This window comes from Actinacidiphila glaucinigra, assembly GCF_035918135.1.
GTDB lineage: Bacteria > Actinomycetota > Actinomycetes > Streptomycetales > Streptomycetaceae > Actinacidiphila > Actinacidiphila glaucinigra.
Genome location: NZ_CP109144.1, coordinates 6,175,604 through 6,198,941, shown reverse-complemented (window position 1 = coordinate 6,198,941; position 23,338 = coordinate 6,175,604). Strand labels below are relative to the sequence as shown.

Below are 23,338 nucleotides of genomic sequence, written 5' to 3'. Positions count from 1 at the left end.
GGCGACCGCGCCGGGGCTCTCGTCCGGGACCGTCCGGACCCGCGGGCCGACCCGAGGGTGTGGATTGCCGCTCGCGGGGTCGCGCCTTCCCGCCCTGTGCGCACCTCTGCCGCGTGTCGGTGGTCGCCCCTAGGCTCAGCCGCCATGACCTCGTCGGATGATCAATCGAACGACGCACGCCGTGACTTCGGCCGGCTGTGGGGCGCCTACGCGGTGAGTGCGGCGGGAAGCGCGATCGGCACCGGGGCCCTGCCTCTGGTCGCCGTCCTGGCGCTGGAGGTCACGGCCTTCCAGGTCTCCCTCCTCGCGGCGCTGTCCGCGCTCGCGGCCGCCGCCATCACCCTCCCGCTGGGTGGCCGCGTCGAGCACCGCCGCAAGCGCCCCGTCATGATCGCCGCTGATCTGCTCCGCTGCCTCGTGCTGCTCAGCGTCCCGGTCGCGGCGGCGCTCGGCGTGCTCACCTTCGCTCAACTGTGCCTGGTGGGCGTCGTCCAGGCGGCCGCGGCCATCGTGTTCGGCGCGGCGAGCACCGCGCACCTCAAGGGTCTCGTCCCGCCGGGCGACCGCCTCCGGGCGGCCTCGCGGTTCGAGACCACCAGCTGGCTCAGTCTGAGCGCGGGCCCGCCGCTCGGCGGGCTGCTCGTGACCGCCTTCGGGACGACGGTCACGCTGGCCGTGGACGGGTTCTCCTTCCTGCTGTCCGCGCTGGGTGTCCGCCTGATCCGCCGGCCCGAGCCGGAGCCCCCGGCGCGGGCCGGGTCGACCGGCCGCGGCCGGGACCTCATGGCCGGCTGGGCCTACGTCATGGGGCACCGCGGCCTGCGGCCGCTCTTCTGGAACGCCATGCTCTTCGGCGGAGCCATCATGATGGGCAGTCCGCTGCTGACCGTCATGATGCTCCGCGAACTGCACTTCACCCCCTGGCAGTACGGTCTGGCGCTCGGGCTGCCCTGCCTCGGCGGCGCCCTGGGCTCCCGGCTCACCGCCCCGCTCACCCGCCGGCTCGGCCCGCACCGGGTGCTGCTCCTGTTCGGTGTGCTGCGCACCCCGTGGCTCCTGCTGCTCGCCTGGGTGCCGGCCGGTGCTCTCGGGCCTGTCGTCATGATCACGGCCGACACCTTCCTGCTGCTGGCCGCCGGGGTCTTCAACCCGTCCTTCGCCACGTACCGCATGGCCGCCACGGACGACGGCGTCATGACCCGGGTGGTCACCGCGTGGTCGGTGGGCTCCAAGACGGCCCAGCCCCTGTCCATGCTGGTCGGCGGTGTCGTCGCCGCCGTGGGGGGCGTCCGTGTGGCGATCCTGGTCGCGGGGGTGCTGTGCGTCGCCAGCGCCCTGCTCCTGCCCTGGCGTGCGCTGCCGTCCGCGGCCGAGGGCCGCGGGCGGGCGGGGGCACAGGAGAAGAACGAGCCCACGGGAAAGCCCGCCTCGACGTGAATGCCCTCACCCCGCGGGCATGGCCCCGGGGCGGCGGTCCGTGCCAAGGTGGGGCGCATGCTTCCCATCACCGTGTGCAGGGAGGACGGGCGGCGGCACGTCCGGGTCTCCGCGCGCGAACTCGGCGACCTGGTGGCCGGGTTGGGGGCCGGGGGCGAGCTGTTCCTGGTCGTCCAGCGGATACCGGACCTGCCGGAGGTCTACCTGCAGGTGTGGTACGCCCCCGTGGAGGGCTACTACCAACTGGAGCACCGCGACGGCGGGTACGACCGTCACTACGTGGCGTACGAGGACACCCCGGAACCCGTGCTGGCCGCGATGGCCGGCTGGGCCCGCGGCGAGGAGGGCTGGGGCCACGGGCTCGCCTGGGAGCGCATGAGACTCCGGGCCCCCAAACGGGTCCGCCCGTTGAAGCTCGACGACCACGAGCGGGCCCGCCTGGAGCGACGGGTCCGCGAGCTGCTGGTCGGCGGGTACGCCACCCGGGCCGAACTGGCGGAGGCCGCCGAGCGGTTCCTCGTCTCCGGGCGGCGGCGGCCGGTCTCCTCCGAGCAGGCATGGGAGCTCGTCGACCGGATGTGGCTGGAGCGCCTGGCGGAGCAGGCCCGCTGGGAGGACGAGACCGACCCGGAGCGGCTCACCGGCGCGTTCGCGGCGCTGGAGCGGGCGGGCATCACGGCGCGGGAGAACTTCCTCGCCGGCCCGGGCTCGCCCCGTGACTCCGGGATCGGCGCGGTGGGCGCGCCGGACGCCCGCGGATTCGTCTACTTCCACTCCGGGTGCACCGACTCGGCGGCCGCCGGACGCGGGCTGCCCCTCTTCTACGGGGGCTTCGACGGCTCGTCCGGGACGACGGCGGCGGTCGGCCGGGAGGTCGTCGCGGCGCTCACGGCGGCCGGGCTGCCGTCGGAGTGGGACGGGGACCCGGACAGCGTCATCACGGTGACCCCTCTGGACTGGCGCAAGCGGCTGGTCGGCTAGACCGGGCGGGGCACGCTAGGCCGTGGTCCGCGGGGTGTCCGTCGTGCCGTGCCAGGAGCGCCACAGGGCGGCGTAGGCGCCTCCGGCGGCCACCAGGTCGTGGTGGGTGCCGAGTTCGGTGACCACCCCGCGGTCCATCACGGCGACGCGGTCCGCGTCGTGGGCGGTCTGCAGCCGGTGGGCGATGGCGATGACCGTGCGGCCCCGCAGGACGCCGGCGAGGGCGCGCTCGGTGCTGCGCGCCGTCGTCGGGTCGAGCAGGGCGGTGGCCTCGTCCAGGACCAGGGTGTGGGGATCGGCCAGGACGACCCGGGCCAGGGCGACTTGCTGCGCCTGGGCGCCGCCGAGGGGGTGGGCGCCGGCGCCGAGTGCGGTGTCGAGACCGTCGGGCAGGTCGTCGGCCCAGGCCGCGTCGACGGCGGCGAGCGCCGCGCGCAACTCGGTGTCGGTGGCGGCCGGATCGGCGAGGAGGAGGTTGTCGCGGAGCGTGCCGTGGAAGACGTGGTGCTCCTGGGTGACCAGGACGACCTGGCGGCGCAGTTCGTCCGGGGCGAGGTCGGCGACCGGCACGCCGCCGACGGTGACGGCCCCGCTGCGGGGGCGGTCGACGCCCGCCAGCAGCCGGCCCAGGGTGGACTTGCCGGCCCCGGACGGGCCGACCACGGCGAGGCGTTCCCCGGGCCGTACGTCCAGGCGGACGCCGTGCAGCACGTCGCCGCCGTGGCCGTACGCGTACCGGACGTCCGTGACCTCGATGCGGCCTCCGGCGGGCACGGCCGCGGTGGGCGGCCCGGCCGCGGGGACCATCGCCAGGCCCTCCACGCGTGCGTACGACGCGGCGCTGCCCTGCAGGTGCTCGACCCACAGCAGCAGGTTGTCCAGCGGCCCGGCCAGCTGCCGCAGGTAGATCGCCGAGGCGATCACGGTGCCGAGGGACACGGCGCCCCGCTGGTGCAGCGCGCCTCCGGCCAGCAGCACGCACACGACCGGCAGCGTGTAGGAGACGTCCACGGCCGGGAAGAGCACCGTGCGCAACCAGAGCGTGCGCAGCCGGGTGCGGCGGGCCTCCGCGACGGCCGTCTCGGCCTTCGCGACACGGCGTGCCTGCAGACCGAGCGCCTCGACGGTGCGGGCCCCGGCGGCCGTGGCCGACAGTTCCTCGGCGAGCGCCGAGTTGGCCCCGCCCTCGGCGAGGTAGGCGGCGCGGGCCCGGCGCAGGTACCAGCGCAGGGCGACCCCCATCACCGCCATGCCGGCCAGTCCGCACAGCCCGAGCAGCGGGTCGAGCAGGACGACGGCGCCCACGACGAACAGCACCTGCACGCAGGAGACGAGCACCTCGGGCACCGCGTCGCGCAGCGTGACCGCGACGGCGGTGACGTCGGTGGTGCCGCGCGCGGCCAGGTCGCCGGTGGGGACCCGCTCGACGGTGGCGGCGGGCAGGGCGAGGGTGCGGTCGAGGAAGCGTTCGCGGATCCGGGCCGCGGTGCGCTCGCCGAAGCGGGCGCCCGCCTTGAGGGCCTGACGGGACAGCAGGATCTGCAGCACCGTGCAGGCGGCGATGGCGAGCGCCAGCCGGTCCACGGCGGCGAGGGCGGACCGGCCGGGCGCGTCCTTGACCGTGTCCACGATCGCGCCGAGCAGCCGCGGCCCGGCGAGGCCGGCGCCCGCGGCCAGCGCGTTGAGGGCGAGCACGCCGGCGAACGCGCGCCGGTCGGCGCGGAGTTCACCCAGGGCCGCACGGCGGACCCGGGCACGGTCGGCGACCGGCAGCACGTCCGCCGTCACCCCGCCCCCTCGCCCGCGCCCCGCGCCACCAGCGCCCGGTAGCCGGCCTCGTCACGCAGCAGGTCGCGATGCGCGCCGGTCGCGGCCGCCTTGCCGTCGACGAGGAAAACGACGACGTCGGCCTGTTCGAGCACGAGCGGGGACGTCGTGGTGACCAGGGTGGTGCGGCCCTGCCGTGCGGCGCGGAGCCCGGCGGCCATCGCGGCCTCGGTGTGGGCGTCGACGGCGGAGGTGGGTTCGACGGCGAGCAGGGTGTCCGGGGCGGCGTGCAGGGCGCGGGCGAGCCGCAGGCGCTGGCGCTGGCCGCCGGAGAGGTTGCGGCCCTGCGCGGCGACGGCGGAACCGAGGCCGTCGGGGAGGGCGTCGACGACGTCGCCGGCCGCGGCGGCGCGGACGGCCGCGCGGATCGCGTCGTCGGCGGGCTCGTGGCGTCCGGCGACGACCTCGCGGACGGTGCCGGCGAAGAGGTCGGCCTCGTTGTCCGCGACGAGGACCCGGTCGCGGAGCGACCCGACGGGGACGGCGTCCAGCCGGACATCGCCCCAGGTCGCGTCGGAGGGGGCGAAGCGGCCGAGCCGGTCGACGACGGCGACGGCGTCCTCGGGGCGGGTGGCGGCGAGCGCGGTCAGCAGTCCGGGGCGGACCTCGACGCCGGAGCCGGGGTCGCGCAGGACGGCGGGTGCGCCGGGGGCGGGGGCGGAGGCACGCTCGGGGTCGTCTGCGTGCTCGGGCCGCAGGGCGAGGAAGCGGGTGACCCGCCGGGCGGCGACCGTGGCCCGGGCCAGGTCGGCGCCGCCCTCGATGAAGAACGCCACCGGGATCACCAGCACGGCGACGTAGCCGTAGACGGCGACCAGGTCACCGACGCCGATCGAGCCCTCCGCGGCCATCCGCGCGGCCAGCCAGGTCACGACCGCGAGGAAGAGCGCGGGAAGCCCGTTGCCGAGGGCGCCGACCCAGCTGGTCACGGCGCCGACCCGGTAGCCCTGTTCGCGCAGCGCCGCGGAGTCGCGGCGGTAGCGCACGGCGTACGCCTCCTTGCCGCCGAGGCCGCCCAGTACCCGCAGCCCGGTCACCACGTCGACCAACCGGGCGGTCAGCGCGCCCTGTTGCTCGCGGTAGCCGGCTCCGACGCCCTGCAGCCGGCGCAGCAGCGGCCCGACGGTGACGGCGAGCAGCGGCACCCCGGCCAGCACCACGGCGGCGAGCAGCGGGGATATGGACAGCAGGAGCACCGCGACGGTCACGTACGCGACGACGGCGCCGACCCCGGGACCGGTCACGGTGAGCGACTGGGCGATGGCCTGCACGTCGCTCATGCCGATGGCGACGACCTCGCCCGCGGTGACCCGGCGCGGCAGGGTGGCCCCGAGGCGCGTCGCGTGCGCCACGGTGACCCGGACGGTGCGGAAGGAGGCGTCCATCCGGACCTTGGTCATCGTCCGGTGCCGGGCGATGCCGAGCCACGCCGTGACCCCGCTGCCGGCGAGGAGCGCCGCGGACCACCCGGCGAGGGCGCCGTGGTCGTCGGCGCGCAGGCCGTCGTCGACGGCGCGCGACAGCAGGTAGGGCGACAGGGCCAGGCTCGCCATCCACGTGCTGCCCAGCAGCGCGCCGAGGGTGACGCGGCGGCGCTGGCTGACGACCAGCCACCACAGGAACCGGACCGGACTGCCGATGTCCCTCGCGGTGGGAGCGGTGCGACTGCCTGGCATGGCCACACCATACTGATCCGGTCCGTCCGCTCTGTCACCCTCCCCCCACCCGTCCCGGAACGAGCGGTTCCGACAGCGCGCGCCTGTATACGAAGGGACGGCACACATCGCCTTCCGGCCGGGGGCGCGCGAACCGCCCACCGGAGCGCGTCAGGAGCGCGGACAGGGCACCCTCAACCCCTTACGATCAGGAACGATCCCCAGACGGCGCCGTACCGCATCACAGGACCCTCCAGCGGACAGATCAAGCCGAATGTGAACTTCAGGACAACTGGCCTCCGAAATTTCGTAAACCGCAGCGAACGCACAACTGTTTGGCATAGCGTTCCGGGTTACTACGGCGCACGGCTGCTTGGGGAAGTAGCGGGTGTGCCCACTTTTGTCGCGTTGTGCCAGGGGGGTCCATGCGGCGTGTCGGTATACCCAATTCAGGCCCGATAGATACGTCTCCCGCGCGCGGCCGTACGGCCACCCCGCGCGGGCTGAGCGACAAGGCGCGCTGGTACCTGCCGGCGGCACTCGTCACGGACGCGATGGGGATCGCGCTCCCGGTCGGGGTCGTCTTCGACGCCACGTTCCAGCCACACCCGGTGCTGTGCGCCGTGACCGCCGCGGCGGCCTGGCTGATCGTCCAGACCGCCCGGCGCAGGTACACCCAGCGCGCACTCGGCGAGTCGCGCAGCGGGCTGTCCGTGCTCTACGACTGGATGGTCCTGCTCGGCGTGCTCGCGGTGGTCCGCGCGCTGCTCGGCGAGCAGTCCGAACCGTCCGTGGCCCTGTTCGCCCTCACTCCGGGTCTGCTGCTGACCACCGCCTGCCGCAAACTGACCTACCGTCATCTGCTGGCCTCCCGGCGTGAGGCGCACGCGGTGCGCCGCATCCTGGTGATCGGCGAGCCGAGCGCGGCCGACTACGTTGTCGACCAGCTGGCCGCGCGCACCGACCACGAGTACGTCGTGGTCGGCGCCATCCCCGTCGGGCTGGCCAACCTGGAGTGCGGCGCCCCCGTGTCCGCCCGGCTGGAGTCGCTGTCACCGGCGCGGCCGAGCGCCGACTCCGGCGCGGTGCTGACCGCGGCGCGGGAACTCGGCGCCGACCTGGTGCTGGTCGCGCCCGGACCGCGGATGGCCGGAGAACGCCTGCGGCAGCTCTCGTGGGCCGTGCACGACGCGGGCATCCCGCTGGCCGTGCTCCCGGGCCTCACGGACGTCGCGGTGCGCAGGGTGGAGCTCACCTCCGCCGCCGGCCTCACCCTGCTGCACATCAGCCCGCCGCTGCGGCGTGGGGTCCAGGTGGGCCTGAAGGAGGTGCTGGACCGCGCCGGCGCCGGCGTCGGACTGCTGCTGCTCTCCCCGCTGTTCGGCCTCATCGCGGCGGCCATCCGGCTCGGCTCCAAGGGGCCGGTGTTCTACCAGCAGATCCGCCACGGGGTGGACTGCGTGCCCTTCACCATGTGGAAGTTCCGCACGATGGTGACGGACGCGGACGACCGCAAGCCCGAACTGGCCTCCGCCAACGAGAGCGACGGCCTGATGTTCAAGATGCGCCGCGACCCGCGCGTCACACGGGTCGGGCGGATCCTGCGCCGCTGCTCACTGGACGAACTGCCGCAGCTGATCAATGTGCTGCGGGGCGAGATGTCGCTCGTCGGCCCGCGCCCCCCGCTGCCGGAGGAGGTCGCCCGCTACGACGAGGTCGCGCTGCGCCGGCTGTCGGTGAAGCCCGGTCTGACGGGCCTGTGGCAGGTCAGCGGGCGCTCGGACCTCTCGTGGGACGAGACGCTTCAGCTGGACCTCCGGTACGTCGACAACTGGACGTTCACCAGCGACGTCGACGTGATGGCCCGTACGTTCCGGGCCGTCGTGGACGGCCGCGGAGCGTACTGAATGTCAGGCAGCGCAATCGTCCCTCCACCAGCGGTACGTGGCGGCGATCCCGTCCCGCAGCGGGATCTGCGGCTTCCAGCCGAGGGCGGAGAGACGGGAGATGTCCAGCAGCTTGCGCGGGGTGCCGTCGGGCTTGGAGGTGTCCCAGGCGACGGCACCCTCGTAGCCGGTGACCTCCCGCACGGTCTCGGCCAGTTCGCGGATCGTCAGGTCGTCGCCGCAGCCGATGTTGACCGGCTCCTCGCCGTCGTACGTGCGCAGCAGCACCGCGCACGCGGCGGCGAGGTCGTCGACGTGCAGGAATTCCCGGCGCGGGCTGCCGGAGCCCCAGAGCACCACCTCGGGGGCGCCGTCGCGCCGCGCCTCGTGGAAGCGGCGGATGAGCGCGGGCAGCACGTGCGAGGTCTCGAGGTCGAAGTTGTCGCCGGGGCCGTAGAGGTTGGTGGGCATCGCCGAGACGAACGAGGCGCCGTACTGCCTGCGGTAGGACTGCACCTGGACGATGCCGGCGATCTTGGCGAGCGCGTACGCCTCGTTGGTCGGCTCCAGCGGGCCGGTCAGCAGGGCGTCCTCGTGGATCGGCTGCGGCGCGTGCTTCGGGTAGATGCACGAGGAGCCCAGGAAGAGCAGCCGGCCCACCCCGGCCGCGTGCGCCCCGGCGATCACGCTCAGCTGGATGCGCAGATTGTCCTCGAGGAACTGCACCGGGTAGGTGCTGTTGGCCATGATGCCGCCGACCTTGGCGGCCGCCAGCACCACCGCGTCGGGCCGCTGATCCTTCAGGAACGCCTCGGTGCGCGCCGCGTCGCGCAGATCGAGCTCACCGCGGCCCCGGGTGATCACCTCGTGCCCGTCGGCGGTCAGCCGCCGGGTCACCGCCGATCCGACCAGGCCGCGGTGGCCCGCGACGAAGATCCGGGCGCGGTCGGGCAGGAGTGCGTTCGCTTCGCTCATGGAAGCGGATTCTGCCAGGAGGGTTCACCCCACCGGGGGTGATTCCAAACATCAGTACGCAAAAGAAACATAACCGACCCAAGGGGGGAGATCGCATGGGCAAGAGCGCCCTGATCACCGGTGTGACCGGCCAGGACGGCTCCTATCTGGCGGAGCTGCTGCTGGGCAAGGGGTACACCGTGCACGGCCTCGTCAGACGGTCGTCCAGCTTCAACACCGAGCGGATCGACCACATCTACCAGGGGCCGCAGGAGGCGAACCGCTCCTTCGTGCTCCACCACGCCGACCTCTCCGACGGTGTGGCCCTGGTGAACCTCCTGCGCGACCTGCGGCCCGACGAGGTCTACAACCTGGGCGCCCAGTCCCATGTCCGCGTGTCCTTCGACGCCCCGCTCTACACCGGTGACGTCACCGGCCTCGGCTCGATGCGGCTTCTGGAGGCGGTGCGGGCCAGCGGCGTGGCGACCCGGATCTACCAGGCCTCCTCCTCCGAGATGTTCGGCGCCACCCCGCCGCCGCAGAACGAGCGGACGCCCTTCCACCCCCGCAGCCCGTACGGCTGCGCAAAGGTCTACGGCTACTGGGCGACGGTCAACTACCGCGAGGCGTACGACATGTTCGCGGTCAACGGCATCCTCTTCAACCACGAGTCCCCGCGCCGCGGCGAGACCTTCGTGACCCGCAAGATCACCCGTGCCGTCGCCCGCATCAAGGCCGGCCTGCAGGACCGGCTCTACCTGGGCAACCTCGACGCCGTACGGGACTGGGGCTACGCACCCGAGTACGTCGACGCGATGTGGCGGATGCTCCAGCGCGACGTGCCGGACGACTACGTGGTCGCCACCGGCGAGGCCGCCACCGTACGGCAGTTCGTGGAGACCGCCTTCGCACACGTGGACCTCGACTGGGCGGAGTACGTCCGCTACGACCCCAAGTACGAGCGCCCCAGCGAGGTCGACGCCCTGATCGGCGACGCGAGCAAGGCGGAGGAACTGCTCGGCTGGAAGCCCTCGGTGCGGGTCGACGAGCTGGCCCGGATCATGGTCGACGCCGACCGCAAGCAGGTCGAGGACCAGCTCGCCGGCGTGACCGTGCGCATCGACCGCTGAACACCCGCCGGGGGAAACGGAGTTAAGTCCCGGCAACGCCCGGCCGAGCCAAGAGTGAACACAATTTCGTCAAACTTTCACGCGAGGAGCTTCACAGCCCCCTACGCTGCCGTCCACAGGCGGGCGAATGGGCCGCTTGTGCACGAGTGAGGCCTTGGGGGGCACATGCGAAGACTTGGGGCGATGACCGCCGCCGGGACACTGGTGGCGGGGGCTCTGGCGGGGATGGGGGTGGCCGCGGCTCCGGCCGCGACCGCGCTCACCCCGCCGGTGGCGATCACCGCGGACGAACTCCCGACCTGGCAGACCAACGGCATCGTCTGGGCGATGGCCCAGTCGGAGGGGGTCGTCTTCGCCGGCGGGACCTTCTCCACCGTCCGTCCGCCCGGCAGCGCAGCGGGCACCAACGAGCAGTCGGCGGTGAACTTCGCGGCGTTCGACGCCGCGACCGGCGCACCGACCGACTGCCACCTGTCGTTCACGATCGGCCCGGGCAGCACGGCCACCGTGCGCGCCCTGGCCGTCTCGCCGGACGGCGACACCCTCTACGCGGGTGGATACTTCAGCTCCGTCAACGGCGTCCAGGTCAACAGCCTGGCCGCCATCGACATCGCGACGTGCACCCCGGTCGCCTCCTTCCACCCGGGGATCTCCGCGACCGTACGGGCACTGGACGTGACCGCGGACACCGTCTACATGGGCGGTGACTTCACCACCGTCGCCGGCCAGTCCCGGCGGTACTTCGCGGCGCTGACCACCGCGGGGGCGCTGAAGGCCTGGGACCCGCAGGGCGACGAGCCGGGGCGGGCCGTCCAGGCCGCCCGGGACGGCTCCCACGTGATGATCGGCGGTGACTTCGACACCGTCGGCGGCGCCGACTCGCACGCCCTGGCGGTCGTCGACACCGGCACCGGCGCGCTGACGAAGGCGTACCCGGTGGGATTCTTCCCGGCCACCTCGATGGTCAAGGACATCACGGACGACGCGACGGGCCTGTACGTGGCCAACGAGGGCACCGGTGGCGGCGTCTTCGACGGCCGCACCGCCTTCGACCTGAGCGACTTCGACCAGCGCTGGCGCGACACCTGCCTCGGCGCGACGCAGTCGCTCGCCGTCTACCGGACGGTGCTGTACAGCGGTTCGCACGCGCACGACTGCAGCAGCATGGGCGCCTTCCCGAACCAGCGGCGCAAGCATCTGCTGGCGCAGTCGGTGGACGACCCGAAGCTGCTCGGCTGGTTCCCGGACACCAACGACGGCCTCGGTGAGAGCATCGGCCCGCGAGTGATGTCCGTGTCCTCCGCGGGCGCCAAGGACTACCTCTGGGTCGGCGGCGAGTTCACCACCGTCCAGGGCGCCCCGCAGCAGGGCCTGACCCGCTTCTCCAACGGTCCCGACACCGGCAACCCGACGACTCCCGAGGCGAGCGCGGCGAGCCTGGCGGCCGGCCAGGTCAAGGTGAGCTGGCAGGCGAGCCTGGACGACGACGACAGCGCGCTGACGTACAGGGTCTACCGGGACGGCTCGTCCACCCCGGTGTACACCACCGCCGGCAACTCGCTGCCGTGGGTGCGGCCGCAGCTCAGCTTCACCGACACCGGGCTGACCGTGGGCTCGACCCACAGCTACCGGGTCAGCGCGAGCGACGGCACCAACACCAGCCCGCTCTCCTCGACGGCCACGGCCACCGTGGCCTCCGGCAGCAACAGCTACGCCGCGGCGGTGCTCTCCGACGGCGCCAACCTGTACTGGCGCTACGACGAGAGCGGCGGCACCTTCGCCGCCGACGCCTCCCCCGGGGACGACAACGGCGACTACGTCGGCGGCCCGTCCTACCGCCAGAGCCCGGGGGCGGTCAGCGGTTCCAGCACGGCGGTCGGCTTCAACGGCTCGAACCAGTGGGTCTACAGCGATCGCAGCCACCCGCGCCCGGCCGCCTTCAGCGTGGAGTCGTGGTTCAGGACGACCACGACCTCGGGCGGCAAGATCGTCGGCTTCGGCAACGCCACCACGGACACCAGCAGCCAGTACGACAAGCACGTCTACATGACCAACGACGGCCGGCTGGTCTTCGGCGTCTACACCGGCGCCACCAACACCGTCACGAGCAGCGCCGCCTACAACAACGGCGCCTGGCACCACGTGGTGGCCACCCAGGGCGCCGACGGCATGAAGATGTACGTCGACGGCACCCTCGTCGGCAGCAACCCGCAGACCTCCAACGAGAACTACACCGGTTACTGGCGGGCGGGCGGCGACAACCTCAACGGCTGGCCGGACCAGCCGTCCAGCGGCTACTTCAGCGGGCAGATCGACGAGACCGCCGTCTACCCGTCCGTGCTGACGGCCGCCCAGGCCGCCAACCACTTCGCCCTGGCCAGCGCCCCGGCCGACACCGTCACCACGCTCACCCCGGGCGAGGACACCTACGTCAACGCCGGGGCCCCGTCGGCCAACTACGGCACCTCGGGCTCGCTGGCCGTCCGCGGCAGCTCGGCCTACCTGACGTACCTGCGCTTCAGCCTGCCGCCGGCCCCGGCCGGCCAGACCCTGAAGAGCGCCGTGCTGCGGGTCATGACCAGCAGCGACCCGACGGCGGGCACCAATGACACCGTCTCCGTCGTGCCCGTCACGGGCGCGTGGGCGGAGACCGGGGTCGCGTACAACAGCCGGCCGGCGCTGTCCCCGACCGTGCTGGGCACGCTCGGCGGCGCGACGACGATCTCGACGTCGTACACCGTGCCGCTGGACATCTCCCAGCTCACGGGCGCGCTGGGCGGCTCGTACGCCCTGGCGCTGACCAGCACCGGAACGGACGCGATGTGGCTCTGGTCACGGCAGGCCGCGTCCCAGGCGAACGGACCGCGGCTGGTGCTCACCTTCGGTTCGTAACAGGCAATCCGGAGACCCCGGCCGAAAGTGCCCGCCGGGGTCTCCTCCGGGCCGCCCGTCACGGCGTACGCTGCCGTGGCAGGCGGTCCGTTCCCGCACCGCCGGGGGCGGCGAGGGCTGGGGGGCTCATGCGCACTTGGGGAAGACTGTCCGCTGCACTGGTTCTGACGGCGGCCTCACTGGCCGGCGCGGGGGTGGTGGCGGCGCCGACCGCCGGGGCGCTCACACCGCCCGTGGCCATCACCGCGGATCCGCTGCCGACCTGGCAGACCAACGGCGTGGTGTGGGCGATGGCCCACCAGGGGGGCACGGTCTTCGCGGGCGGGACGTTCTCCACCGTCAGGTCCTCCGGGTCCGGCGGCACCACGCAGTCCGCCGTCAACTTCGCGGCCTTCAACGCCGCCACCGGAGCTCCCGCGGGCTGCCGGCTCTCCTTCACCATCGGCTCGGGCACCGCGACCGTGCGCGCCCTGGAGGTCTCGCCGGACGGGCGGACGCTCTACGCGGGCGGCTGGTTCAACGCCGTCAACGGAGTGGCCGTCAGCAGCCTCGCCGCGATCGACATCGCGAGCTGCACGCCGGTCGCCTCCTTCCGGCCCTCGTTCTCGGCGACGGTGCGGGCGATCGACGTCAGCGACGACACCGTCTTCGTCGGCGGTGACTTCACCTCGGTCGCGGGCCAGTCCCGGCCGCGGTTCGCGGCGCTGTCCACCGGTGGCGCGCTGCGCGCGTGGAACCCGAACGCCGACAAGCCGGGCCGGGCCGTCCAGCTGAGCCCGGACGGCGCGCACGCGGTGCTCGGCGGCGACTTCGACACCGTCGGCGGCACCGGCTCGCACGCCCTGGCCGTGGTCGACACCGACACCGGCGCCCTGACCAGGGCCTACCCGGTGGGCTTCCTCCCGGCCACCTCGGTGACCAAGGACCTCACCGCGGACGCCACGGCGGTCTTCACCGCCAACGAGGGCACCGGCGGCGGCGTCTTCGACGGCCGTATCGCCCTGAACACCAGTGACTTCGGACAGCGCTGGCGGGACAACTGCCTGGGCGCCACGCAGTCCGTCGAGGTCTACAGGACCGTCCTGTACAGCGGTTCGCACGCCCACGACTGCAGCAGCATGGGCGGCTTCCCCAACCAGCGGCGCAAGCACCTGCTGGCGCAGTCGGTCGACGACCCGAAGCTGCTGCCGTGGTTCCCCGACACGAACGACGGCATCGGCGAGGGGCTCGGCCCGCGGGTGATGACCGTGGTCTCCTCCGGGGGCACCGACTACCTGTGGGTTGGGGGCGAGTTCACCACGGTCGCCGGGGCGGCCCAGCAGGGCCTGACCCGCTTCGCCTCCGGCCCGGACACCGGGGCGCCGAGCGTGCCCGAGGTGAACGTGGCGAGCATCCGGCCGGGCCAGGTCACCGTGCGCTGGCGGACCAGCCTCGACCTGGACGACGGCCCGCTGACCTACCGCGTCTACCGCAACGGCTCGGCCACGCCGATCCACACCGCCACCGGGTCCTCCCTGCCGTGGGCGCGCCCGCAGCTGACCTTCACCGACACGTCCGTCACCGCGGGCACCACCTACTCGTACCGGGTCACCGCGAGCGACGGCACCAACACCAGTGCCCTGTCCCCGGCCCAGTCGGTGACCGCCGCGTCGGCGACCCAGGCCTACCCGGCCCGGGTGCTCGCCGACGGTGCCACCCTGTACTGGCGCTACGACGAGGCGTCCGGCCAGTTCGGCGCCGACTCCTCCCCCGGCGACGACAACGCGGTCTACCTCAACGGGCCGCTGTACCGGCAGACCCCGGGCGCCGTGGCCGGAAGCACCGCCATGGGCTTCAACGGCACCAACGACTACGCCTACAGCGACGCCCGCCACGCCCGCCCCGCCGCGTACAGCATCGAGACCTGGTTCCGGACCACGACCACGGCAGGCGGCAAGCTCGTCGGCTTCGGCGACCGCAACGTCGACGACAACCTGAGCGGCAGCTTCGACAAGCACGTCTACATGACCAACAACGGGCGCCTGGCCTTCGGGGTGCGCAGCGGCAGCAACCGCACCATCACCACCACGGGCACCCACAACGACGGCGGCTGGCACCACGTCGTCGCCACCCAGGGCAGCGGCGGCATGCGGCTGTACGTGGACGGCGCCCTCGTCGGCACCGACCCCACCACCACCAGCCAGAACTACTCCGGCTTCTGGAGGGTCGGCGGCGACAACCTCAGCAGCTGGCCCAACCGCCCCAGCAGCAACTACTTCGCCGGGCAGCTGGACGAGACGGCCGTGTACCCGTCGGCGCTGACCGCCGCCCAGGTCGCCGACCACCACTCGCTGGGCACCGGGGGCGGCGGCACTCCCCCCGAGTCCGAGGTCACGGTCGAGGCGGCCGAGGACGCGTACGTCAACGCGGGTGCCCCGTCCGCCAACTACGGCACCTCGGGCTCGCTCGCGGTGCGCGGCAGCTCGGCGTACCTGACCTACCTGCGCTTCTCGCTGCCCGCCGCACCCGCCGGCACGGTGCTGAAGAGCGCGCGGCTGCGGGTGCGCACCAGCTCCGAGGCCAGTGCCGGATCGGCCGACAGTCAGAGCGTCGTGCCGGTCACCGGGAGCTGGAGCGAGACCGGCGTGACGTACACGGGCCGGCCCGCGCTCTCCTCCACGGTGCTCGGCACGCTCACCGGGGCCACCGCGGCGCAGAGCGGCTACGAGACGGCGCTGGACGCCGGTGCGCTGGCGGGGGCCCTGGGCGGCTCCTACGACCTCGCGCTGACCAGCGCGGGCACCGACGCGCTGTGGCTGTGGTCGAGCGAGGCGGCGGGGGCGGGCAACCACCCCGTACTCGTACTGACATTCGGCGCACCTTAGTGCTCACATTTTCTTCAAACACCGTCCATCAGCCGTATGTCAACCCATACCCTGCGGTGCACGGGCGGCCAAGTGGCACGCTCGGGGGCATTGGGGCCTTGGGGGGCACATGCGCAAGCTCAGATCCATCTCCGCCGCCTTGACCATGGCGGCGGGGTCCCTGGCGGCGGGGGCGATGGCGCCGCAGCCGGCGGTGGCACTGACGCCGCCGGTGGCGATGACGGCCGACAGCCTGCCGACCTGGCAGACCAACGGCATCGTCTTCGCCATGGCGCAGGCGAACGGCACCGTCTTCACCGGCGGCACCTTCTCCTCGGTCCGCCCGTCCGCGGAGGCGGCGGGCGGACCGAACGAGCGCGAGGCGGTCAACTTCGCCGCCTTCGACGCGGCCACCGGCGCGCCCACGGACTGCAGGCTGTCCTTCACCGTCGGCTCCGGCACGGCGACCGTGCGGGCGCTCGCCGTGTCACCGGACGGGGCGACGCTGTACGCGGGCGGCTTCTTCGGCGCCGTCAACGGGACCCCGGTCAGCAGCCTCGCCGCGATCGACATCGCCACCTGCACCGTCAGGACGGACTTCGCGGTCGCGGTCAACGCCACCGTCCGCGCGCTGGCCGCCACCGCCGACACCGTCTACCTGGGCGGCGACTTCAGCTCCGTCGACGGCCAGCCGCACGACAACTTCGCCGCCGTCACCACCTCCGGCGACGCCACCTCCTTCACCGCCAACGGCGACGCGCCGGGCCGTGCCCTGGAGATCACCCCGAACGGGGCGAACGTCGTCCTCGGCGGCGACTTCGACCGCGTCAACGGCACGTCCTCGCACGCCCTGGCCGTGGTCGACGCGACGACCGGCGCCGTGGTGAAGGGCTACGGGTCCTCCTTCATCCCGTCGACGTCCGTCGTCAAGGACATCACGACCGACGCGACCGGCGTCTACACGGGCAACGAGGGCACCGGCGGCGGCGTCTTCGACGGCCGCATCGCGCTCAACCTCAGCGACTTCAACCAGCGCTGGCGCGACACCTGCCTCGGCGCCACCCAGTCCGTCGAGGTCTACAAGTCCGTGCTGTACAGCGGCTCCCACGCGCACGACTGCAGCACCATGAACGAGTACCCGAACCAGCGGCGCAAGCACCTGCTCGCGGAGTCCGTCGACAACCCCGCGAAGCTGGGCTGGTTCCCCGACACCAACGACGGCCTGGGCGAGGGCATCGGCCCGCGCGTCATGGCCGTCTCCTCGTCCGGCGGCACCGACTACATGTGGGTCGGCGGGGAGTTCACCACCGTCAACGGCGTGGCCCAGCAGGGCCTGACCCGCTTCTCCTCGGGGCCGGACACCGGCGTGCCGACCACTCCGAACGTCAACGCCTCCAGCGTCACCCCCGGCTCGGTCAAGGTCCGCATCCAGACCAGCCTGGACCTGGACGACAGCTCGCTGACCTACCGCGTGTACAAGAACGGCGCCGCCACGCCCGTGTACACCACCACGGCCTCCTCGCTGCCGTGGGTGCGGCCGCAGCTGACCTGGACGGACACCGACGTGACCGCCGGCGCCACCTACACCTACCGGGTCACGGCGAGCGACGGCACCAACACCACCGTCAAGTCGCCCACCCAGACCGTCACCGCGGCGACCACGCCCGAGGCGTACCCGACGCAGGTCCTCACGGACGGCGCGACGCTGTACTGGCGCTACAACGAGACCGCCAACACCTTCGTCGCCGACAACTCGCCCGCCGACGACGGCGGCAACCACGTCGGCGGCCCGACCCGCGGCGTCAGCCCCGGCGCGATCGCCGGCAACGGCAGCACCGCCGTCACCTACAACGGCACCACGCAGTGGTCGTACAGCGACGCCAAGCGCAACCGGCCGAACTCGTACAGCATCGAGACCTGGTTCCGGACGACGACCACCACCGGCGGCAAGATCGTCGGCTTCGGCGACCGGACCACCGAGGCGAGCGCCACCACCGACAAGCACGTCTACATGACCAACGCCGGCCGGCTGATCTTCGGCGTGCGCAGCGGCAGCAACCGCACCATCACCACCTCCGGGGCCTACAACGACGGCGAGTGGCACCACGTCGTCGCCACCCAGGGGTCCAACGGGATGCGGCTCTACGTCGACGGCTCGCTGCAGGCGTCGAACTTCCTGATCACCGGTGGCAACGACTACGTGGGCTACTGGCACGTCGGCGGCGACAACCTGTCGGGCTGGACCAGCCGCCCGTCGAGCAACTACTTCGCCGGCTCCATCGACGAGACCGCGGTCTACCCGAGCGTGCTGTCCGCCTCGCAGATCGCCCAGCACTACAACCTGGGGAAGAACGGATGACCCACCCGCCCCGCCGGGTCGCCACCGCCGCCGCCGTCCTCGTGACGGCGGCGGCGGTGCTGCTCACCGGCTGCTCCAGCGGTTCGGACGGCAAGGACACCGCGGCCGGGGACACGCCCGCGCCGACCGCCGCCACGTCGGCGCCGGTCCCGGACGAGCCGGCCACGCCCACCGACCCCGCCTCCGACGCGGTCCCCAGCGGGCCCAAGGTCCCCAAGGACGAACTGACCCCGGTCACCGGCTCCTTCACCAAGAAGGAGAAGGACTACCTGTCGGGGCGGGTACCCAAGGGCACCGATCCCGCGGCGGTCCTGCAGCTGGGCCAGGAGACCTGCGACCGCATCGCCCGCGTCGCCGAGGTCGACAAGGACGCCGCGATCGGCGGCATCATCACGGGGCAGATCGGCGGCGCCAAGGGCGCCGTCACCCATCTGTGCCCGGACCAGGAGGACGTCCTCGCCGCCGCCGGGACGGGCTTCGCCGACGGCTCCTACACCGTGGGAGCCAAGGCGAAGGCGGGCAGCGTCGTCGTGCCCGGCACCTACCGCGCCCTGACCCCCACCAAGGACTGCACATGGACGGCCGGGACGAAGACCGGCACGGCCCACAAGGTCACCATCACCGCGGGCACGAAGACCTTCGACTCGCGCGGCTGCTTCGCCTGGGCACGGGAGGGCCGATGACGGAACTCGAGAGCAGGCTCCCGGTCGTGGTGGCGATCCCGACCAAGAACGAGGCGGAGAACATCGCCGCCACGGTCGGATCGGTCATCGGCCACTTCGAGGCGGTGGTGGTCGTCGACTCGGACAGCACCGACGACACCCGCGCCATCGCCGAGTCGCTGGGCGCCCAGGTCGTCCCGTACACCTGGGACGGCAAGTACCCCAAGAAGAAGCAGTGGTGCCTGGACAACGTCCACCCGGACATCCCCTGGCTGCTGTTCCTGGACGGGGACGAGGTGCCCACGCCGGAGCTGATCGACGAACTCCGCGAGGTCTTCGCGCGGCAGCCCGTCCTGCCCGCGGCCTTCGACATCCCGCTGCTGTACTGGTTCGCCGGGCGGCCGCTGCGGCGCGGCTACACGGTGGTCAAACGGTCCCTGCTGGACCGCACCCGGGTGTCGTACCCGGAGGTCGACGACCTGGGCGCACCCGGTATGGGCGAGCAGGAGGGCCACTACCAGCCGCGCGCGGACGGGCCGGTGGGGCAGCTCAGGGGCCGGATCGAGCACCGCGACCTGGACCCGGTGCGCACCTGGTTCGAGCGGCACAACCGCTACTCGGACTGGGAGGCCTGGCTGGAGCACCACCCGGGCGCCAAGGAGCAGGTGCGGGGGCTGAAGACCCGGCAGGGACGGATCTTCCAGAAGGTGCCCTTCAAGCCGCTGCTGTTCTTCGGCTACACCTACCTCGCCCGGCGCGGCTTCCTCGACGGCCGCGCCGGCTTCGACTACGCCCTCGCGCTCAGCTTCTACCGCTGGCAGATCGGGGTGAAGACGCGGGAGAACGTTCCCTCGTAGCCGTCTCGTAGACGCCCTGGAGGACGTCGAGGACGGCGTCGAGCGACAGCTCGTCCCGGATGAGGCGCCAGGCGGCCTGCGAGGCCGTCTGGTTCGCCTCGTCGTCGAGGAGTTCCAGGACCGCCTTCCCGACGTCCTCGGGGCGCCGCACGACCCGGCCGGCGCCGGACCGCTCGATGTCCGGGGCGAGTCCGTTGGACTCGCGTACGACGACGGGCGTGCCCACCGACATCGACTCCAGCAGCGACATCGCGAACGGCTCGTCCACGGACGGCAGGACGTAGACGTCGGCGGCGCGGAAGGCCTCCAGCGCCTCGGCGTGGCTGAGCGGGCCGACGTGCCGCACGGACTTCTCGACGCCCAGCGTGCGCACGGTCTCCAAGGTGCCGGCCAGTTCCCCGGAGTCCGGCCCCGCGAGGACGAAACGCGCGTCCGGGTAGTGCCTCAGCACCTCGGGGATCGCCTCGGCGAACGCCTTGGGGCGCTTGCGGGTCTGGAAGCGGGCCAGGTAGAGCACGGTGGGCGGGCCGCTGCGGACCCTCGGCTGGTGCAGCGCGGTGCCGTTGGGCAGCCGTACGGGCCTGGCCAGGTTGCCCTCGCCCACGACCGCCTCCAGGTCGGTGCGCTCCCACTCGGTCAGATGCAGCACGGCGTCGGCGCGGCGCAGCAACCGCTTGGTGGCGAGCGCGTCGAGCACCTTGGCCAGCGGCTTGTCGCTGGGGTCGACCATCCCGTGGGTCTGCAGCACCAGCGGCCGCCCGCACTGCAGCGCGGCCACGGCGACCGGCAGGGTGATCAGGTCGCGCATCAGGTGGACGTGGACGACGTCCGCCGAGCGCACCAGCCGCCGCGCGCCGGCCAGCAGGGACGGCGAGGTGATCCCGGAGACCTCGAAGCGCGGCAGCACGTGCCGGGCGCGGAAGATCCGTGCGGGCACGCCCTCCACCTCGTCCGGCAGCGCCCCCTCTGGGAAGCCGTCGCCCAGGGTGACCAGTTCGGCGTCGACGCCGCGGCCGCGCAGCCCCCGGGCGAGGTTGAGGGCGACCCGGGTCGGGCCGCCGAAGGCGTTGGTGGGCGTGTGCAGGGTGACGACGTGCAGCACCTTCACGGCTGGGGCTCCTTCACGACTGGGGCTCCTTGAGCGTCCGGGTGCCGTCGGCGGTGTGCAGGGTGAGTTCGGGCAGGTCCTTCGACAGGACGGTGCCGGCGCCGACGACGGCGTGGCGGCCGACGGTCACCCCGGCGAGCACGACGGCGCGGGCGGCGACCCAGGCGCCGTCCTCCACGGTGATCGGCGCGTTGCGGTAGCGGAAGTCGACGGTGCGGTGGTCGTGGCTGCCGGTGCACAGCAGCGCCTCCTGGGAGACGCAGACGTCGGCGCCGATGGTGACGGGCTCCAGGTTGAGCAGCCAGGCGCCCTCGCCGATCCAGGTCCGGTCGCCGACGGTCAGCTTCCAGGGCCACAGCACCCGGACGCGGTGCCGGATGAGCACCCCCTCGCCGATCGTGGCGCCGAAGGCCCGCAGGATCGCCACCCGCAGCCGGGCCGGGCAGAACCAGGCGGAGAACACGGTGTTCATCACCGCGAACCACAGCGCCTGGACGGCCTTGCCCCGTCCCTTGTCGTACCCGGCCAGTGTGAAGGCCGACAGATCACGTGCCGTCACGGACGCACCCCCAAGAACCCCCGTCCCGTGTGCCCTCCCCGGCACCGTTCGCACAGATTATCCGTGGACACGCTTCCGGGGAGGCCGGATCTATAGACTGCGCGAGGGGAATCGTTGGGGGGCTGTTGCATGGCCGTTCAGGCACACGAAATCCAGCCGCGCGGAATCCCGCCGCGGGGGCCGGGGGGCCCGGCCGGTCCGGCCGGTCCTGCGGCGGGGGACGTCGAGGTCCCGGCGGTCTCGCCGCGGGCGCTGCTCTCCCGCGCGCTGGCCGTACCACTGATCCTGGGCCTGGGCCTGTTCCTGCCCGCGGTGGTCGCGGTGCAGCCGGGTCCGGGCGTGCGCGACGGCGTCTTCTGGCTGCAGATGGTGCTCACCTGCTATTCCGGCACGCGGCTGGCGGTCATGGCGCTGACGGCCCACCGCAAGCTGATCCAGGGCTCGTTCTGGCTCTTCGTGTACGTGGCGATGGGTGTCGCCCCGCTCGTGCAGAACGTCCTCGACCAGACGCCTACGCCGGTCGTCGGCACCCGCGCCGACCTGCTGGTCGCGGTGGCGCTGGTGCTGATCGGCTGTGCGGCCTTCGACGTCGGCGCCCTGCTGTCGCGGCACCGCCCGATCCGCCGCGCCCGGCGCAAGGACCGCTCCGCCTCGTTCCACCGCAGGCGGGTGTTCCTGCTGGCGGCGATCGCGTTCGTCGGCAGCGCCCTGCTGGTGGTCAAACTGGGCGGTCCGGCCGTGTTCTTCAGCAGCCGTCAGGCCATCACCGACACGATCCGGGCCGACGGCGCCGCCTCCGCGGAGTCCAACGTCGGCTCCGCCTTGCTGCGCGGCTTCGGCACCGTCCCGGCGCTGCTGGCGCTGCTCGTCTTCACCCGCTGGCTGGTGACCTCGCGACGGGCCCGCCGGCGGCCGCTGGTGATCGCCACCTGGGGTGCGCTGCTGCTGCTCAACGGGGTGGTCAACAACCCGATCAGCAACCCGCGTTACTGGTTCCTGACGGTGCTCTTCTCGTTCCTGTTCACCGCCTTCCCCAAGAGCCCGACGATGTACCGGACGGCCCTGGCGCTGGGCGTGCTGGCCGCCCTGGTCGTCTTCCCGTTCGCCGACCGCTTCCGCTACGACGACGGCGGCTACAAGCCGGTGCAGACCACGTCCGTCTTCGAGCCGCTGGCGATCAAGGACTACGACCAGGTCGGGATGTTCGCCAACACGATCACCTTCTCGGACACCGGCCCCGGCCACTTCTACGGCCGCCAGCTCGCGGGCTCCGTGTTCTTCTTCGTGCCTCGGTCGGTCTGGCAGGGCAAGCCCCGCGACACGGGCGTCATGATCGGCCAGTGGATGGGGATGAAGAACGTCAACCTCTCCTCCCCCATGTGGGCGGAGGTCTGGATCGACTTCGGCGCCGGCGGCGTCGTCGTGGGCTTCGTCGCCCTCGGCTACCTCGCCGCCCGGGGTGACCGCCGCTACGCCCTGCGCACCTCGGTGGACCCGCGTCCGGGCAATGTGATGGCGATCGTCATCCCGCTCGTCGCGGGCTACTCCTTCATCCTCCTGCGCGGCCCGCTGCTCCAGGCCTCGGGCCGCATCGGGGTCGCCCTGATCTGCTTCGCCCTCGTCACGACCCTGCGCTCCGACGAGCGCAGGCAACTGCGCTGAGCGGGCCGCGCCGGGCCGGGGGTCAGCGCCCGGCCGCGCCCGCCGCCGGGGCCGTCAGCGCGTCGAGCGCGCGGCGCAGTTGCGTACTGGAGGTATGCACCGTGTAGGGGAAGTAGACGACCTCGACGCCGACCGTGGCGAAGTCCCGTTCGAGCCTGGCCCCCTTCTCGGTGCCGCGCCAGTCGTCGCCCTTGAAGATGACGTCGAACCGGACCTGCTCCCAGGTCTCCAGTTTGTCCGGGACGGTCTCGACGAACGCCGCGTCGACGAAGCGCACGCTGCGGACGATCTCCAGCCGTTCGATGAGCGGGACGACCGGCTTGCGCCCCTTGGCGAGGGCGGCCATCTCGTCGGAGACCACTCCGGCCACCAGGTAGTCGCACTGGCTGCGGGCGTGCCGCAGGATGTTCAGGTGGCCGACGTGGAACAGGTCGTAGACACCAGGTGCATACCCCACACGGTGCGCCATGTTGCGAATCCCCCCACAGGAATACAACCGTTCCGCGAGTTGCGGAGTCTCAGACAT

16 protein-coding genes are annotated in these 23,338 nt (G+C 72.7%); 10 read left to right on the top strand and 6 right to left on the bottom strand.

The features are described from left to right. Nucleotides 1–144: 144 nt before the first annotated feature. Both OIE69_RS27875 and OIE69_RS27870 read left to right on the top strand, forming a co-directional pair. The gene (locus OIE69_RS27875) at nucleotides 145–1,437 is read left to right on the top strand and encodes an MFS transporter (protein WP_326576639.1); all 1,293 of its coding nucleotides are present in this window, start codon (nucleotides 145–147) and stop codon (nucleotides 1,435–1,437) included. A 57-nt stretch (nucleotides 1,438–1,494) separates the two neighbouring features. Next, on the top strand, nucleotides 1,495–2,418 hold the full coding sequence (locus tag OIE69_RS27870; protein ID WP_326576637.1) for a DUF6891 domain-containing protein: 924 nt from the start codon (nucleotides 1,495–1,497) through the stop codon (nucleotides 2,416–2,418). Between the two features lie 15 nt (nucleotides 2,419–2,433). Here OIE69_RS27870 and OIE69_RS27865 read toward each other — a convergent pair whose 3' ends face one another. Together OIE69_RS27865 and OIE69_RS27860 are read right to left on the bottom strand one after the other, a co-directional pair. Next, on the bottom strand, nucleotides 2,434–4,206 hold the full coding sequence (locus OIE69_RS27865) for an ABC transporter ATP-binding protein (RefSeq protein WP_326576635.1): 1,773 nt from the start codon (nucleotides 4,204–4,206) through the stop codon (nucleotides 2,434–2,436). After that, nucleotides 4,203–5,921: an ABC transporter ATP-binding protein gene (locus OIE69_RS27860; protein WP_326576633.1), complete on the bottom strand. Its 1,719-nt coding sequence runs from the start codon at nucleotides 5,919–5,921 to the stop codon at nucleotides 4,203–4,205. Before OIE69_RS27860 ends, OIE69_RS27865 begins: the two co-directional genes overlap by 4 nt. 404 nt (nucleotides 5,922–6,325) lie before the next feature. Here OIE69_RS27860 and OIE69_RS27855 point away from each other — a divergent pair, with 404 nt between their 5' ends. Further along, a complete protein-coding gene (locus OIE69_RS27855; protein WP_392567578.1) occupies nucleotides 6,326–7,807 on the top strand; it encodes a sugar transferase in 1,482 nt (493 codons plus the stop codon). 3 nt (nucleotides 7,808–7,810) lie between these two features. On the opposite strand, the gene OIE69_RS27850 is transcribed toward OIE69_RS27855, so the two are convergent. Continuing rightward, nucleotides 7,811–8,761: a GDP-L-fucose synthase family protein gene (locus OIE69_RS27850; protein ID WP_326576632.1), complete on the bottom strand. Its 951-nt coding sequence runs from the start codon at nucleotides 8,759–8,761 to the stop codon at nucleotides 7,811–7,813. A 95-nt stretch (nucleotides 8,762–8,856) separates the two neighbouring features. On the opposite strand from OIE69_RS27850, the gene gmd reads away from it, so the two are divergent. From gmd to OIE69_RS27820, 6 genes are all read left to right on the top strand, one after another. Beyond that, the gene (gene gmd / locus OIE69_RS27845; protein ID WP_326576631.1) at nucleotides 8,857–9,870 is read left to right on the top strand and encodes a GDP-mannose 4,6-dehydratase; all 1,014 of its coding nucleotides are present in this window, start codon (nucleotides 8,857–8,859) and stop codon (nucleotides 9,868–9,870) included. Between the two features lie 183 nt (nucleotides 9,871–10,053). Continuing rightward, nucleotides 10,054–12,762: a CBM96 family carbohydrate-binding protein gene (locus tag OIE69_RS27840; RefSeq protein WP_326576630.1), complete on the top strand. Its 2,709-nt coding sequence runs from the start codon at nucleotides 10,054–10,056 to the stop codon at nucleotides 12,760–12,762. A gap of 128 nt (nucleotides 12,763–12,890) precedes the next feature. Continuing rightward, nucleotides 12,891–15,626 carry a LamG-like jellyroll fold domain-containing protein gene (locus OIE69_RS27835; RefSeq protein WP_326576629.1) on the top strand — a complete coding sequence of 912 codons (2,736 nt, stop codon included), beginning with the start codon at nucleotides 12,891–12,893 and terminating at the stop codon, nucleotides 15,624–15,626. Nucleotides 15,627–15,735: 109 nt separating this feature from the next. Continuing rightward, nucleotides 15,736–17,964 carry a LamG-like jellyroll fold domain-containing protein gene (locus tag OIE69_RS27830; RefSeq protein WP_326576628.1) on the top strand — a complete coding sequence of 743 codons (2,229 nt, stop codon included), beginning with the start codon at nucleotides 15,736–15,738 and terminating at the stop codon, nucleotides 17,962–17,964. Further along, the gene (locus OIE69_RS27825) at nucleotides 17,961–18,647 is read left to right on the top strand and encodes a hypothetical protein (RefSeq protein ID WP_326576627.1); all 687 of its coding nucleotides are present in this window, start codon (nucleotides 17,961–17,963) and stop codon (nucleotides 18,645–18,647) included. Before OIE69_RS27830 ends, OIE69_RS27825 begins: the two co-directional genes overlap by 4 nt. Then, on the top strand, nucleotides 18,644–19,483 hold the full coding sequence (locus OIE69_RS27820) for a glycosyltransferase family 2 protein (protein WP_326576626.1): 840 nt from the start codon (nucleotides 18,644–18,646) through the stop codon (nucleotides 19,481–19,483). The genes OIE69_RS27825 and OIE69_RS27820 overlap by 4 nt, the downstream gene beginning before the upstream one ends. On the opposite strand, the gene OIE69_RS27815 is transcribed toward OIE69_RS27820, so the two are convergent. Both OIE69_RS27815 and OIE69_RS27810 read right to left on the bottom strand, forming a co-directional pair. Next, nucleotides 19,428–20,591, bottom strand: coding sequence for a glycosyltransferase (locus OIE69_RS27815; RefSeq protein ID WP_326576624.1), 1,164 nt, complete (start codon nucleotides 20,589–20,591; stop codon nucleotides 19,428–19,430). The two genes, OIE69_RS27820 and OIE69_RS27815, sit on opposite strands and share 56 nt — an antisense overlap. Before the next feature lie 13 nt (nucleotides 20,592–20,604). Next, on the bottom strand, nucleotides 20,605–21,150 hold the full coding sequence (locus OIE69_RS27810; RefSeq protein WP_326576622.1) for a WcaF family extracellular polysaccharide biosynthesis acetyltransferase: 546 nt from the start codon (nucleotides 21,148–21,150) through the stop codon (nucleotides 20,605–20,607). Nucleotides 21,151–21,279: 129 nt separating this feature from the next. Between OIE69_RS27810 and OIE69_RS27805 the strand changes: the two genes are divergently transcribed. Continuing rightward, nucleotides 21,280–22,812: a hypothetical protein gene (locus tag OIE69_RS27805; protein ID WP_326576621.1), complete on the top strand. Its 1,533-nt coding sequence runs from the start codon at nucleotides 21,280–21,282 to the stop codon at nucleotides 22,810–22,812. Nucleotides 22,813–22,834: 22 nt separating this feature from the next. On the opposite strand, the gene OIE69_RS27800 is transcribed toward OIE69_RS27805, so the two are convergent. Beyond that, nucleotides 22,835–23,281, bottom strand: a complete 447-nt coding sequence (locus OIE69_RS27800; protein WP_089221715.1) for an adenylyltransferase/cytidyltransferase family protein — start codon at nucleotides 23,279–23,281, stop codon at nucleotides 22,835–22,837. Nucleotides 23,282–23,338 lie beyond the last annotated feature (57 nt).